This is a genomic window from Paenibacillus sp. TSA_86.1, from assembly GCF_052691815.1.
The window spans coordinates 34,370-49,913 of the sequence record NZ_JBQZGE010000002.1 but is presented as its reverse complement, the minus strand read 5'-3'; the positions used below and the strand labels follow the sequence as shown (position 1 = coordinate 49,913).

The window sequence follows — 15,544 nt, the reverse complement described above, 5'->3', positions numbered from 1 at the left end:
GCGTAAGTGCTCCCTGCTTATGTGGTTATCCTACTTCTGATATAGACTGCCACGTCAACTCCAGGTAGTTGACGATGCCATCGCTGTTACCGACGATTCTGTTCCCTTTAACCAGGAAGTAATTGGCAGTGAACGTCTTGGAATCGTATACGTAGACAGAGTCCAGCAATTCGATTAACGGATTACCTTTGACTACGACGTTCTTCGTTCTTGCCTGACGTTTGTAATCAAAGAAAATCTTATTGGCTACGTCCTCCTTCAAGTCTCTTAAGGAGTTTCCATCGATCTCTTCAATCCAGTCCAACTGAGCGCCCGCCGTGCGGATATTCCCCTTGGTTGCGATAATCAGAGATTTGTCGAAGAAGTGTTCCACGATACCCGCTGTACCGGAAATCATCAAGTGATTTCTGACACGGGAGTAATCCGTAGAAGAAGTAACCTCCAGTAGGTTCTCTCCATCAATGAACTCCCACTTCATGCCCGCTACCATAGCCCAGTCTGGTGAATCGAGGAAATCCATCTTCTCCATTCGGAACGTCCCATATCTGTCGCAGTAGACACGGTAAGGAATATCTTGGATAAGGGACTGTACGGCATCTGCAGCGTTTGTACCTATTGGGAAGGATACACTTGCCACGAACGGATTCTGCCAGCCGCCCACTTCCATAATATGCTCCTGAGTTACGGCTTCCAGTTCTCCGCTCTCATTGAATTTCATGAAGGTGCCCTTCCCTTTGTTTACGTCAATGTAAACGGTGTCCTCAATTACGTAGTCAGGGTTGCTCATATCCTCCGAATGAAACTTCCACGTGCTCATTCCTGCATGGACAACAATATCTTCTACAATGCTTGATTTAATCCAGGAGAACGCCCCGCTATCTCCTGAATAAGCTTCTTCCGGTGGGTATTGCATAGGTTTGTAGAAGATAAACTCCTCAAGCATGTCGTACCTGTCCACGCAGCTAAACGAGATGGTCTTATCTTCGGAGTTCTCCGTAATTTCGCCTTTAATCATTCCGGTGAATACACGGACAACTTCTTCCCCGTATCCCGCATAAATCCGGATTGGAGTGTACTCGCTTATAACATGCCGCAGTTCCCCTTCTTCGTAATAACTCAACGGAGACTTGTCAGTCTTAAATGAGTCAGGGAACTCTGGTCTACGCTCCCAAGATGGAGAATAAATACCGGAAGAGTTGTCCAGCGTTAGCCGTGCGGTGCTGATAGTCGCATCGAGATGTGTGTTGATTTCCCAACTCATTACATCCTTATCGATGGAGTACATGTCCTCATAAACGAAGTCCCCAACTTCGTACCACTTCTCGTCATACGTATCACCGATGGCAGTAGCTAGTTGCTCGATGGCGTAGTCGTTGGAAGCGTACTTCACACTATCGAGATACATCGTTCCATCCGTCACTGCAAACAGGATTCTGCTTTGGTACGGGTAGTCGAATGCCGCCCCACGGATTCCGGTGTTGACCCAGACATCATTTATCTTCACATACACATCGATATCTGTTTGATCATGGCAGACTACTGTGTACTCGATAAAATCAGAAGTCGTATTTAGTCTATACGTGCCGCCACCAGAAGTATAAATTTGGTCATCTTTGATGTTCAGAAGGAAACCCTTCGTTCCATCACTAATAACTAACTTACCGCTTGTACCCGCCGCTGTCTTTAGGCTAAAGTTAATCGTAAACGGAAACTTCTTGATTTTACCTAGCCGCTCGATCCCTGCTTCACCTCCGCTGGTCGAGATTGCCTGATAATCTCCCTTGTCCTTCTGTATGACTGTGCTGTACGGAGTCCATTGGTTGGCACTGTTCATTCCATCTTCAAAGTCCCACATTGCCTTCGACTCAACGGTCTCTACATCGAACTCTTTCGCTCTGAGCCATAAAATACCGAACTTTCCTCTCGATGCTTTCGCGGAATTGGCAAAAGTGAATTTCACCACGTTATGTCCTTTGGGCATCGGGATGGAAGGTGGGTATGCCACTCCGTTTTTAGCACTAACCCCGTTGATACGAACGACTTCGTAATCATTCACTGTGACGATCATGGTGTCATCCAGTTCAAGGTCAGAGAAGTATGCCCAGCCAAGGTTTCCTGCCTTAAACCAATCATGCTCGAAAACCAGCGTCTTGGCCTGACCTGCCCCTCCCGTTCCGTTAAATCCGAGAACGTTCATCGAAGTTTTGTCATCAACAACGGTCATCTGTACTGCACCGTTATTCTCTGTGTACTTCTTCACATCAAGTGTAGTCTTCTTGCTTGTGAAATCCTTGAAGTAAGTTTGTTTAGTGGTTGTCCTGTTGTATTGGTACGTGACGATTTCCTTGTCGATGCTGGCATCTCCCGCCGAGTCTGCCGATCTTGATTTACCATCGCCCCAGGACTTGACTCTTACAACAACGGGCCTCCTTCCAAACTTGAGGGCATTCGCCTTCGTATCATAAAGAATGTCAATCCGGTTGCCTTTGATATCCCCGCCCGTGTCATCCGCAAGATACTCTCCCCAACTCGTTCCATTGACAATCAGTTCTACTTTACTCTTCAAAGGAATAAGAGAGGGATCTACCGCGATGATCTTCCAGTTCTGCCATGTTGTTACGTCAGTTCCGCCCTTTGTGGTTCCAGTACAGCCGGGGCAATCTGATACATATGCCGTTGCTTCCATATTGTATTCCACGTAGGAGGTCGAGTCTGCCATTCCCCCTGAAGCGTCCATTAAAACAGAAGCATCCTGAATGTTCCTTCGGTCGATTTTCTTGCTTGCTGTCTGGATGGTTTTCTTGCCCCGCAGGAACGGTTCAGGATTCTGTGCTACGTCGTTAAATCGTACTTCAAAGTGTAAGTGTGTTCCGTCACCGCCACCACTGGAGATGGAGTGTCCGGTGTTGCCTCCCAGACCTACAAGACTACCCGCGTTAACCTTATCTCCCACACTGACACTGATTTTGTTTAAGTGAGCATACCTTGTCTGCCATCCGTTTCCGTGATTGACGTAGACGACTTTACCATACCCTCTCAAGGTTCTGGCGATGGTTACTGTACCTGCCCATACAGCGTATACAGGGTCGTTCATCGCAAGGTCAAGGTCAATCCCTTTATGCTTCTTACGGGAACAGCGAGGGTCTGTCTCGAACCAGTCGGTGATATACATCCCGTTGATGGTACGCTTGCCATTCTCTTTCCCGTGCATCGTTGAACTTGCTTTTATTGGCATGGAGAAGTCTGCGTTCCTCAGATCGGTGCTGGTATCAATCAGCGTACCGTCAACGTAGTTCGTAATTTTCTCCGCTTTGTCGATGGACAGCATATCATTCACTGCACTGTCTACCACGTACTGAACTGCATCGTATTTTCTACGAAAGCCCCGCACATATGATGTTTTGTCTAACTCTACGATTACCTTCGGCTCGTTCCCTAGCGCGTTCACACGCTCCATAATTCCTTGTAGCAATTGCCTTGAAGGGTAATTAACGTTAGATACATAAGCCACTTTAGCCACCTACCTTATCTATATTTCTCCGTAATCCACTCGATCAATCTGTTGAGGAAGGTTACGGCTTCCGCTCTTGTAATACATGCTTCCGGTTCAAACTTACCATCTTCATAAAGCGGGAACACATAACACCCGTCATGAAATTTTTCATCTAACAAGGTTAGTACATCTTTCGAGTACCATTTGGAAAGGATAACATCCTTATCCACAATCGGTCTCAGCGGCGTATCATTGTATGTGAATGCACGGTCGGTGTACCGATTGTGCAGGTTCTCGTAAATACGGCTCATGAGTGCGAAAAAGTCTCCGCGACGAATACGAACGTCTCCGAAAAATCGATCGTTGTACGTCACTCGCCCTGATTCCACGACGACCGTTTCACTTGTACGTCTACTAACCTTTTTAATTACGGCGTTATACCCTATGACAGCAGGGAAGCCATTGTACATGTATGGCAAGTAAACTTCACCTTTATGAATAACAAACACGTCACGCTGAAATCCGATCGCGTTCCGGATAACCACGCCCGCATCACTTCCTGCGCCAACGGTGACGAGAAGTCTCTTCAGCTTCACGCCAAGGACTGTACAAGACTCCGGTTGGTTGCTGTAACTGAAATGGTATGTAGAAGCATACTTCAGGGTAGCGTGTGGCATCCGGTAGTCGCCTGATTCGTTGTAAGGGGTATTGACACACCCGATATCTTTCCGATCAGGGATGCCATAAGCAATGACCACAACTTCAATGCCCGCCGACAGCGGATTGGTCATTGTCACTTTTCCGTTCTCTACCTTCTCAGGAAGAACCTCCACCCCGTTCACGATGACGAACACCGGATTGTTCAAGTGGTATTTGTAATCAGGTATAAGAAACTCTTGTTGTCCGCTTACGGTCACGAACCGCTTGACCATTCGTTCGTACCCTTCTTTGAACACGTTGTACGTCATGCCGCTTAAAACCTCTACGTCACCCGTCAAATCCGTTCTCAAACGGGTAATCTCAAGTGTGTCACGGTAATACCAATCCAGCGGATCTACGTCAATCCATCTTTTCATTTCTTAGTACCCCCTCAGCAACTTGTCTACGTGTCGATATGTCCGCATCAGGAACGTAATGGATTCTGCTCTTGTAGCCGCTTCGTCCGGACGGAAGTAAACAACCGACTCCCCGTCTGCTTCCCAGTTCGTTGCGATAAGTCCAAGCTGTTGCATATTGTCGATATACTTGTTTGCCCAATGATTTTCGATATCAATGAACTCTGTCATGTACTTGTACTCAAAATCTTGCTTGCGGACGAGAGACATGCCGATGGTTACAATGTACTTCGTTTCCATCTCAGCGGTTTTAATATCGGGTTCTCCGGTCACGATGCCGATGTAAACTGTACCTTTCTCGTCGTAATACTTATGTTGAGAGCCGATGAACTGAAGCCAGTCAGCATATTCCTTCTTAGAATAAAACAGCATGGTTAGGGTAGCGTTATAATGAGACGTTCCGTTCTGCACAAGTCCTGCAGAAGATGCCAAGGTCTGGTTGACATGGGTCTTCAGGTAAGGCGTCGGCGGTTTGTACTCCGTAATCAGCTTTGCCTTGACCTGACTAAACTGGACTCCGTTATCGTAAAACAGTTTCTTCTTATATACCGAATCCTCTGACAAGAGGTTATTTTGTTGTGTCATGGTTGTACCTCCTTATAAAATAACTCCCCATCTCATTATAAGACGGGGAGTGGTTTCGCTAACTTCTATAGTTGCTAGGATTCATAGCCTGTTGGCTACGAAGGTTGCCTACCCGACCGACAGACAAGCCTTGTCCAATGGATTGTCCGACTTGTTGCAACTGGCGGTTTGTCATCCCGTTGGTGATGTTAGGAAGCGTGATGTTGACGGTGACATCCCCTGTACCGATGGTTGTCGTGTTGTGAGTGTTGCCACGGGTAAGGTACTCGTAGCGGCTCATAGCACTTACTCCATTAGGCATGTTAAACGTTCCCGCTGTGGATTTCATTTCATCCAGGATACCTAACTGAGTCTGTAAAGATTGCTTTTGCAAGTCTCGGATTTCGGCGTTAATCTTAGTTGTTTCGTCCGCTCCCGCCGAAGGAAGTTTAGCTCTCAGATCGGCAATGACTTGATTGATTTCAGATACCTCTTGCTTGGCATTGGCAATCCGCTTGTTACGCAGGATCGGCGAGGAGTCGTCAGGGTTTCCAGTCCGTAACTTGAGTTCCAGCAACTCATTCTCACGGTCAGAACTGTTGTCCTGAATCTTAGCTCTGCCAATTCCGATGGAAGCAAGATTGTACTCCTTAATGCGCGCTTGCTCATTGGCGATTGTATTCCGAAGCTGTAAAACCTGATTGGCTTGGTCATCGGTGAGATCTCCATCGGCTTGGATGGCTTGGAGATTCGCTAATTCATTTTTCATCTGACTTAGCTTACTCAGTGTAATCTTCTTCATGATGTCCAAATATTCTTGAGACTGAGTGTCCATGTTGTACGCCGCCGCCAGTTCCTTGGCTTGAGCAATAAGGTCAATGCGGGACAAGCTGTTGTTAACCTTACGAACCCGACTTTGATACGTTTCTTGTTTTTCGTTCCACTTTTCTCGAAGAATGTCAACTTCCCCTTCGGATGCCACTTTATCTCTTGTCGAAGTAAGGTTATCGTAAGCCGCTTTAGCATCGGTGTACTCTTGCGACCCAGGGGCAGCGTTGTCCATGACCGCCTTGGCGTTGGCAATATACTTGTCAATGATAGCCAGTTCTTCATTTAATACTTGTCGCATGGATTCAGACTGCTTCTTACGAAGTGCAATGTACTCGTCGGAGTCAGTCTTCATTCCGCCCATGAGCGCACGAAGCGTGTCAATTTGGCTCGTGTCTTTAATCTCATTGATACGGTCAGAGACACGGCTTAGAACAGAGTCAGAGTCGATGGAAGAAGACTTGACTCCACCTTCCTTGTACTTTTCCTCATATTTCTTCTTCGCAATCTCCTCGAGTCTCTTCTGCTCTATCTCTTCAAGCTTTGATGCTTCGTACTGCTTGGTGGTGGCTTCCTCACGAAGTTTTCTAGTTTCCTCCTTCCGGCCAGTCTCCGTTGCCCACTGATCAACAAGAAGCGATTCGTTCAAGGTAGGGTCGTCTTTGTTATCATTCAGGTATTTGTATAGTTCATTTAGAGAGCGGATGTTCGCATTCCTGTCCCTATTGAGTATTTGTATAACACCCTTTGATACCTCATCACTGCCGCCCTCAGTAAACAGGCCCGCATGGGACATGTCACTGCCAGCTACGTACTTATCAATCAGGTTCATGCCATCTCCGTACAATCCACCCAAGAAGTTGAAGAATCCAGCAACGGAAGCCCCATCTCCTTCCTTACCAATACGGATAGTGTTTGCTGCCGACGTGAGTTGCTTGTCGTCTGTGTCCGCCATTGCAAGCATACGTTGGTCTTCTGTAGAAGAGGCCTCCCAAGAGATAGCCTTGAATGCTTCTGCCAGTGCGATTGATGCCACTAACTCTAGCCCCATCTTAGCGATGCCTTTCGTCAAGTTGCTAATAGAGGACAGAGCACCTCTTCCCATGTCTTTAATATCCAGCAAGAACTGTTTGAACCCTTTCTTGGATGCCGCAGAGTTCATGCCTCGTACAGCGTTAGACAGATCTCCGAAGGCAGGGGATGCTTGTCGAGCAGAAGCAGCGGCTTCCCGCTGGGTCTTTTCGTAATCATTCATCGCAGCACTCAGCTTTTCAATATCATCAATCGGGGGTAAGCCGTTTCGCTGTCTGTCCACCAAGTGGTCTTCAAATCCCTGGAAATCTCCTTGTGACATTTGGGACATCCTATTGGACAAATCCAAGTAATTGTTATCGCTTGCTCTATGAGTATTAAACACGCCCTGATTAGCTGTGCTGCTGTTCAGGGTAGTCAGGAGGCTAGGGGTAATGACGGAAGCCAATTCAGTTCGGGTACTTAGGCGACTGTGATACTGCTTCGTCCGGTCGAATTTTTCATCATCCGTCAACTCCTTGCCTGGCTGCCAATTTTTAGCTTCGTCCATCGTGCTAAATAGAGTTGGCAAATCTTTAACCTCTATATTATTAGACTTCAGGTAGTTCTTAAAATGCTCGCTTTGCTCTTTCTTCATCCCGTTCAGATCACGTAAATAACCACCAAGCAATGGATCTTCCTGCATCTTACCTACCTGCTTACGCGTCATTTTCTTAATAGAATCATCAACATTCATGCCTGATACGTTCTCTAGGAATTTGGTGCGTGCAGTCTCTCTCTGAAAGTTTGGTCTAAAGGCAGCATCAACCTTCCCAGCTCCCCACTTGATCCCCTTAAGCAGCATCATCCCAAGCAATACGTTAGATAACACGTCCCCTAAGGTGACGAACAATTGGGCATTTTTCGCCACGTTTTCTGCCATGTTCATAAGTGCGTAGGACACTTTATTAATGGTAGGGGTCATCTCCTGAACAAGAGCATCAAAGGCAATAGTTATGCCTTGCCCTGCCCGTTTAGTGTTGACGAGAGGGTTGTCTACAGACGACTTGACCATGTTCTCATATTTAGATTTATCAAAGTTTCCACTAACTTCCATGGTCTTAACAAACGTGTTCATAATTTGGTGCATTGTAGCCGCACCTTTGGAGGACTGGTATGAACCGAACAAAGCATCATTGGTATTACGGACGGTAGAGCTGTCTGCACCGGACAACTTCTCGGCAATGGACTTAAACAGTTCCTCCGCTGGAACAAGAATCTTCGCTCCTGTGTCATCAACTTTCGCTAGACCCAGTTCCTGCAATTTTTTCATAGCTTCAGGAGATTGAAGTCTGTTGGCTACTTCTGCACCGTCGTCGCCGTAGTAAGGATCAACCTGTGATTTATCCATCTTATTCAGTGCATTAGGAGACTGTAATCTGTTCAGAATGGAGTTGTAGAAGTTACTGACATTCCCTCCTTCAAGTGATTTTGCTTGGAGAGTCGTACCCGCCATAACGATTGCCGTTTCAGGGTCAACTTTGGAACTTGAACTTTTCAGCGCATCGATAATTTGCTCAATACTTGCTTTTGTCACGTCGGATACAACCGCCAAAGGTTGTGCGATTCTACCCTCCAGATCAGCCACCTCAAGTCCAAACTGAGCCTTCGTTGACGCAAGACCATTGGCGATATTGACAGGATTACTTCCAGGGGCTAGTGCATTCAACTGTGCAGTTACGCGGACAAACTCCTTCATCTCTACAGGGTCATCAAGTAAACCAGAAGCCATGCCCCCTACTTGATAAAGCTGTTTGTAATCTGTACCGGAAAACATAGACTGCTGTCTGATAAAGTTTTGCAGATCGCTGACCGTACTTTCCACGCCAGCCATGTTCGTCCTTTCAAGCGGGTTACCGTCTTTGTCTTGGTTGTATTCGTCCTTCTGCTTTAAGTTCTGCATCATGTTAAGCTTTTCAGGCTGAATATTCTTAAATGCCTCAACCCCTTTAGACATCGCCATCATTAGAACATTATCGAAGGCTCCCGAAATTCGTTGACGCAAGATGTTGATAATTGCCCCTTGTACAGCTTCGGCGTTAACCGCTCCCGACCCACTACCCTTTTCACTGTTACTACTTACTTTGGATGCAGTTCCTCCACCGTCGTTTTGACTCTCAGAAGAAGACGAACCAGAACGAGGAGTAGAAAGGCCAAGGCCTCCTGCATTCCGAATCTGAGTATCACTGTTAAGTCCACCTGGTCCGGATTGAACCTTATTAATCTCTTGGATGATCGACTGCATCTGAACGTCAAATTGCTCTCGGATTTTGTTAATTAATGCATTGTTGATGCGGTTAATCTGATTCACAAGATGATGTTTTAGCTTAGGCTCAGGGGTGATTTCAACATCTTGTATGGCCTTTGTTAATTGCTCAATCTCTTCCTGAACATTATTGCTCATTTTCTTGTCAAGAGCCTTCGCCACTCGTTCAAATTGAGCCTTCAATCCAGCACCATGAATAGAGCCTAAATCGACTGTACCGAGCGCTTCCAGCTTGTCCACCGTAGTGTCAAGTTCCTGAGCAAGGATCTTCTTGACCTTCTTACTAAGATCGCCTAATGGAATCTGCATCTTGCCCGCCATTGCAGTGTTAATGCCTGCAACGGTTTTGTTGACGTATTCATTCAGACTTTGTTCTATTTCGTTAGGGATTCTCTTTACCTTGTCTGCAACTTCCATTCCGCCCATGTCGGGAATTTCAACATCCAGTGCTTTCAACAATTTTTCCTTAGCTTCCTTGATTACCTTGTTCAGATCTGCCTTGGAAATTTTCATGTCACCGGCATCAGCTACGTCAGGATTCTGAAGCATATTCACAATCTTTTGTTTGATTTTATTGACGAAAGCCATAACCGTTTCCTTGCCAATCGTAATCTGTAAACTGTCAAGAGTTTCCGATTTAACCTGATTGGATTTTTGCTTCTGGATCGTACTAACAAGGTTTCGAATTTGTAGTTTGATGACCTTGGCTACTTCTTTATTAATCTCGTTAAAGCCATCTTTACCGATAGGAAGCTTCTGTCCGCTAGCGTAGTTAGGGGTGATTTCAATATGTATGTTACGGACATACGTCCGCAACTCTTCGTTGATTTCATTTTCTACTTTGCCCAAGATCCCTTGAAGAGTCTCAGGTTTAACACTGAGCCCGGCCGAACCTAACTGTTCAAGAACAATCCCGTTCCCTGCGATGAGATTGTTGAGTTCATTTGTCAACGACTGACGGAGATTACTTCCAGACTCACGTGATATCTGCGATTGCAAACCGGACAGGGACGAACGCATTGCGTCAATCCGTTGCTCCAATTTACCAAAACGAGAATCGAGAGTTTCCATCTCCTGCCCATATCGAGCCATATGATCTATGGATTTCTGCAACTCTAAAATTACGTCCGTTTGGATTTTGTTGTTCATAGTCTCACCACCCTCATAAAATAAAACTCCTGCCCCTCCCTAGAAGGAAGCAGAGCAGGAGGATTTATAATAGCTGTGCAAGGAAATTCATGTCTTCCGCATCGGCTACTTTATAACCATTCATGTATTTACCGTCAGTTGTTACTTCCTCTTCACTGGTTGAATCACCAGCAGGAACGCTTCCTCCGAACAGACCGCCAAGCGACATGGTAGAAACCTTGATTGTAAACTGAATGTGTTCGTTGCATTGTTCCAAGTAGTAACCTAACTGAGGTAAGGTTAACTGCCACACATCATGCTTTTTCAAGTGGCAGTAATGGGCCAGTTTGAAGAAGATGTTAGCCCAATCGACAGGCGGCTGACTGTCATAGTCTTCTTCCTCTTCCTGAGTGGTTACATGGACTTTTTTAGCCCATTGAGACCAATCATGCAATCGATAATCTGTTTAGCCGTCTCCAAATCAACGTACTCGCCAAGATGCTCGACCGTCATGTGTTTGTAATATGGTTTAAATGCCACCAGGAGTACCTCAAGCAACTCTTCAAATCTATCTTCCTCATCTTCCGGGATAAGGTTAGCGATGATTACACCGGAATCAATCGTATTGAGTCTCTTCATCAACTTTCGAGCATCAAGCAACCCTAGTGGTGGGATGTAATACGTCTTACCGTCACGCAAACGAACCTGTTCATCTGTCTCGAAGAATACTTTTTCACGAATGTCAGCTTCATCTTGGGTCAGTGGCTTCTTCTCTTCTTCAGCCGTTCCCTGTGGGGTCTGATCTTCTACTTGACTGGCCACTTCTTCAGCGATGCCTCCGGCTTTTGGAATAACTAAATCTCGTTCACTCATTTGAATAGCCCCCTTTATATTTCTCCCCCAAGAAAAGTGAATCGAATTGACTACAGGGCGGGGGAAGTCCCTGCAATCAACTCATAGAACATTCTAAGTAAGTCGGCCTAGACTCTAACATCAGGTATGTAAAAAGACTCCCCGAAGGGAGTCTAGTGATTAGCAATCTTCCGCAGATACAGAACCAGATTCGTAACGCTTGATAGAACCAAGCTTACCATCCGGACGTTCAGGGTCGATTACAGTCAGCGTTACGCTATGCGTGGATGCTTGTTGACGTTGTGCATCGAGAGTGAAGTTGGACTTCACGCGGCATTGGAACAACTCGGTTTGATAACCTTGGATTGTGCCGTCCTTCTGCTCAAACTGACCATCGTGAACAACGTGTACTGTCAGCGGCATGTCCTTGGTTGTGATATCGAGGATATCCACAACTTCGTTACGCTTGTAGTTGACGTAAATGTTTACATCATTGAGAGCTGAGTTGAACTTCAGAATGCCGCCACTTACTACGTACTGGTCTTCCGTAGGAGTAGAGCTAGTCGTTTTCTTAAGCAATTTATTTCCTTGCAGAGTACGAACAGAAATCTGAGGATCAACGTTCAGGGATGCTCCGTACACAAGATCAACAGTAAAGTCTGATCCGTTCTGTTTAACCGTGTGCTTTTCTTCCAGCACCCACACGAAGCCGTCAGGATCTGGTGTGATCCCAGCCAGTGCCACAGCATAAACGATGACAACAGTCTTACCTGCAAGCGCCATATCGAATACGACATCCTGACCACTGACCGTAACGTCTGTACTCAGGTCAGCGCCGCCTACAGCACCCTCGAAAGACTTAGGTGTTGGAGAAGCAAGAGCGACTTGAGTAAGTTTGGCTTGATACGGAGAAGAGGAAGGGACTACAAAGGTCTCAGTGACCATGCTGTACGCAGAACCAGAAACACCTTCACGAAGTTTCGAGCCAGTAGCCAAACGTACAAGGTTAAGATCGAACTTAGCGGACTCCGCTGTGATATCAATTGTCTTCTTACGAAGCAACGTATCCAGTGCTACGCTAGAGTCACCGCCCTCAATGTCCTGCATGTCCAGCTGAATATCCAGACGCATATTGTTCAACGTACCGATTGTAACGAGGTCGTCACAGTTCGGGATTTTCGCCATAAACTTACCAGCGCCCTTAATCAACATTTTTTTGTTCTTAGTAACCTTACTCATTCAGAAAACCTCCTTATATTTATCTATCCCAATGGTGAAGCATATTTGGGTGAAATACTTGTAGGTGTTCTCCAGGTCAATGTCGTCTTCAGCACTTGTGACATACTCACCTTTGAACACACTTCCTTTCGGCATCCAAAAGTATTGATCGTCGAAAATTTGGCAAATACGGTCAGCGATGTTCACTGCCAGTTCCACGTCATCCTGTGTATAGATATCGAAGTCAACGATGAACCTATACTCATGGTAATTCTCGCCTCTTGTGCCGGGATTTTTGTAGAACGTAACCAAGGGCAAGTTGTGCTGAACTAAGCCCTGCGGTTTCTTTCTCTTCTGGATCTTCGTTGCCAAATTTTCCAGAGAAGCGTCTGCCTCCAGCCCCAGCATGGCAAAAATCTCAGGGTCTTGACGAAGCGTGGAATGAATATAGGCGTAAACATCAGAGACGTTGATCTTTCCCATATCATCACATCCTCTTATGAATGCTTCATATACCAATATAAGTTGAGACAGGTATATTTCTAACCGCCCTGCGTACTGCGTTGTTCACCACCGAAATGAACTCATTAGCAACTACGTAGATGGTGTACGTGCTATCGATGAATATGCATCCCAACCGTGCTTCTTTACTTGATTTCGATAATGGATGCCACAGGCTGGCTATCTGAAGTCATATATAACTTCCCAGCCTTGAAAGCTTTTTGCTCCTTGAAAAGCAAACGTTGCTCTTCATTGCCCACTCGAAGATCCGGCTTGTCGCTGACATAGATATCCCCGAAGCCCAAGTTCTCGACAATCAGGATGGTATCTTCTTCTTGTGCGTTATAGATGAAATGACCGGAAATAGAAAGTTGTTGGGTAAACTCTGCAACTACATCGCCCTCCAATCCATCCACGCTAACCGCCTCAGTCTTTACTTCAGGGGCTTTAGGGGCTTTAGCTAGTACTTCTAACTTGGCTTTTTTCTTCGTATCTGCAGGGGATTCAGCAGCCCTCTTGCGTTTGTTTGTTGTTCCTGCCATTGTTGTAATGCTCCCCTCGTTGTGATATGTAATCATTCAATCCAACTAAAAGTCGTCAACTAATTTCTGACCCGACTTTGTTTAAGACACTCCGTCCAGGAGTGTTCCTGTGACTTTCTCACCACCTTCCTATCTTTGTCACAGGTCATTATAGGGTGAAGACCTTTAATTAACTTAAAGTAGGTCGTATTTACCTGCTGTGCGTTCATTATAGGTAGGCGGAGCCTCGCTTTAACGAAGGCTTTAAAAAACAAATAGCGTGACCCGCAGGGTAACGCCACGCTTCACCATAGTTTTACTCCGTGAGTATATTCACCACCCCTGGCCTATGTTTTATTACTTTATATCTCTTTTATCTTTTATCTTTTTATCTCTTAATCTTTTATATCTCTTTATTCGGTGTAAATTTTACAATACAGAAACTCACAACAAATGCACTTTTTACACTTCATATGGAATCTGAATGGTAAACTGTACACTTCAGACTGAATGGTAAACCGTACACTTCAGACATAACATGCAGTATTCATCTATTTAATTCCTTATATGGTATAAAAAGAAATATATAAACACGTATATAATCTACTAATCTTGTGAATAATGTCTCTATCAACAAAATGAGAGGTAGTGAGATTCCATGAGAGCAAGCACATACGGGGTGGTAAAGGACGTAGAAAATGAGAGTTATTGGCTGGCGGCTGACCTATTCGAGAGAGGGTTGAATGCTTCGGCTATCACAACATACCTTGCGGTGACGAAGCTTCTGAGCGATGGCAGGACGGAGTTCCCGTTGCAAGATGACATCGTAAAGCTGACTAAACTGAGTAGGAAAACAGTTGTCGTATCGTTACAGGCTTTGGAGGATTGCGGACTACTTTTCTACGTTTATACCAAAAAAAACAGAGCCACGGCGTAAGTTGCCTGTGGCTTTGTCTTTAGTTTCTGGATGCCCCCATTTTCCTTCTAAGTGCATGTCAAAACGTTCAATCCTAAACTCGAAAACGGCAGACAGGTTTCCTTCAAAATACCGGTTAGCCACCTCCTGCAAATGCTTTTTATTCTCGGGAGTTGTTATCAAGTACATTCTCTCTGTTTTCATCACGATACCCTCTCTTCTTCATACATGGTCTACATCCAGTGAGTGTTTTTGGTAGAACCTGCATCCGTTGGTTAGAATCCTCTAACTCTTCAGGCAAGACCAAGTAGCCATATCGGTTCATGACTTTTCCCGTAATTTTACCGATGCAATGGAGACAAAGCAGGGGCTCTCCTTGAAGTCCTTCGGCAACAAAGTTTTCCCTTGCTTTCTCTGTGACGTACCTGAACTCGCACTTTATACACTTGATTAGCGCATTCACTTTACATCATTCCCTTTGTTCGACTTCTTACCGGAAAGAATCAAGAGCCAGTGCTTCGCTTCTCGAACCAATTCATTGTAAGGGTCAATAGCAAATCTCTTGATTGGCTTACCATTCAGTAGAATACGAAAGTTGTTCTTCACCAATGTGTCAGTAAAACCTGATCTCAGGTATTTCATTGTTATCCCCCTAGTCCAAGTAATTTTCTCCGTATCTCCGCTTTCTTCTTATCTTGAGCACAAGGTCGACACTCGTAAATTCCCATGTACCTATCCACTAACTCTTGATAAGGAACATTCAAGGCATCCGATAGACAATGGATACATTTACTGCCTTCCGTCTCATAGATCGTGGCTAGAGCCTTTGCATTCTGCGTGATAAACCTTCCGCAACCGCATTTCAATATGACCACCTCATGTACCAATATAGGAAGGTTTGTGCGCACTTGAACTTTTTGTACGCACTAGACGTACATGTGCATGAGAAAAAAAGCCTTGAGTATCAAGACTTTTAATGCAAGCATTTTAAGTTTACGGTTCACTTAAGTTAATTTATTACATCACTTTTTATATTTTTTATATGATATGGAAATAGATTTGGATGCCAAA

The 15,544-nt window shown here is 45.3% G+C and carries 12 protein-coding genes; 1 reads left to right on the top strand and 11 read right to left on the bottom strand.

Features of this window, described 5'->3' with window-relative positions:
* Positions 1–25: 25 nt before the first annotated feature.
* From ACUTVW_RS06480 to ACUTVW_RS06440, 9 genes are all read right to left on the bottom strand, one after another.
* Complete coding sequence (locus tag ACUTVW_RS06480; RefSeq protein ID WP_445645042.1) at positions 26–3,511, bottom strand: peptidoglycan DD-metalloendopeptidase family protein; 3,486 nt, start codon at positions 3,509–3,511, stop codon at positions 26–28.
* A 14-nt stretch (positions 3,512–3,525) separates the two neighbouring features.
* On the bottom strand, positions 3,526–4,569 hold the full coding sequence (locus ACUTVW_RS06475; RefSeq protein ID WP_445645041.1) for an S-layer homology domain-containing protein: 1,044 nt from the start codon (positions 4,567–4,569) through the stop codon (positions 3,526–3,528).
* Positions 4,570–4,572: 3 nt separating this feature from the next.
* Positions 4,573–5,193, bottom strand: a complete 621-nt coding sequence (locus ACUTVW_RS06470) for an S-layer homology domain-containing protein (protein ID WP_445645040.1) — start codon at positions 5,191–5,193, stop codon at positions 4,573–4,575.
* 58 nt (positions 5,194–5,251) lie between these two features.
* Entirely contained in the window at positions 5,252–10,486 is a 5,235-nt protein-coding gene (locus tag ACUTVW_RS06465; protein ID WP_445645039.1) for a hypothetical protein, read from the bottom strand.
* A 64-nt stretch (positions 10,487–10,550) separates the two neighbouring features.
* On the bottom strand, positions 10,551–10,919 hold the full coding sequence (locus ACUTVW_RS06460; RefSeq protein WP_434750845.1) for a hypothetical protein: 369 nt from the start codon (positions 10,917–10,919) through the stop codon (positions 10,551–10,553).
* Positions 10,880–11,338, bottom strand: coding sequence for a DNA polymerase III subunit gamma/tau (locus ACUTVW_RS06455; RefSeq protein ID WP_434750844.1), 459 nt, complete (start codon positions 11,336–11,338; stop codon positions 10,880–10,882). Before ACUTVW_RS06455 ends, ACUTVW_RS06460 begins: the two co-directional genes overlap by 40 nt.
* A gap of 159 nt (positions 11,339–11,497) precedes the next feature.
* Positions 11,498–12,556: a hypothetical protein gene (locus tag ACUTVW_RS06450; RefSeq protein WP_445645038.1), complete on the bottom strand. Its 1,059-nt coding sequence runs from the start codon at positions 12,554–12,556 to the stop codon at positions 11,498–11,500.
* A complete protein-coding gene (locus ACUTVW_RS06445; RefSeq protein WP_445645037.1) occupies positions 12,557–13,018 on the bottom strand; it encodes a hypothetical protein in 462 nt (153 codons plus the stop codon).
* A gap of 164 nt (positions 13,019–13,182) precedes the next feature.
* Entirely contained in the window at positions 13,183–13,578 is a 396-nt protein-coding gene (locus tag ACUTVW_RS06440) for a hypothetical protein (RefSeq protein WP_445645036.1), read from the bottom strand.
* 637 nt (positions 13,579–14,215) lie between these two features.
* On the opposite strand from ACUTVW_RS06440, the gene ACUTVW_RS06435 reads away from it, so the two are divergent.
* Positions 14,216–14,494 (top strand): helix-turn-helix domain-containing protein, encoded by a 279-nt coding sequence (locus ACUTVW_RS06435; protein ID WP_445645035.1) that lies wholly within the window; start codon positions 14,216–14,218, stop codon positions 14,492–14,494.
* On the opposite strand, the gene ACUTVW_RS06430 is transcribed toward ACUTVW_RS06435, so the two are convergent.
* Entirely contained in the window at positions 14,450–14,677 is a 228-nt protein-coding gene (locus tag ACUTVW_RS06430) for a hypothetical protein (protein ID WP_445645500.1), read from the bottom strand. The genes ACUTVW_RS06435 and ACUTVW_RS06430 overlap by 45 nt on opposite strands.
* Before the next feature lie 255 nt (positions 14,678–14,932).
* Positions 14,933–15,115: a hypothetical protein gene (locus tag ACUTVW_RS06425; RefSeq protein ID WP_445645034.1), complete on the bottom strand. Its 183-nt coding sequence runs from the start codon at positions 15,113–15,115 to the stop codon at positions 14,933–14,935.
* Positions 15,116–15,544: the final 429 nt, after the last annotated feature.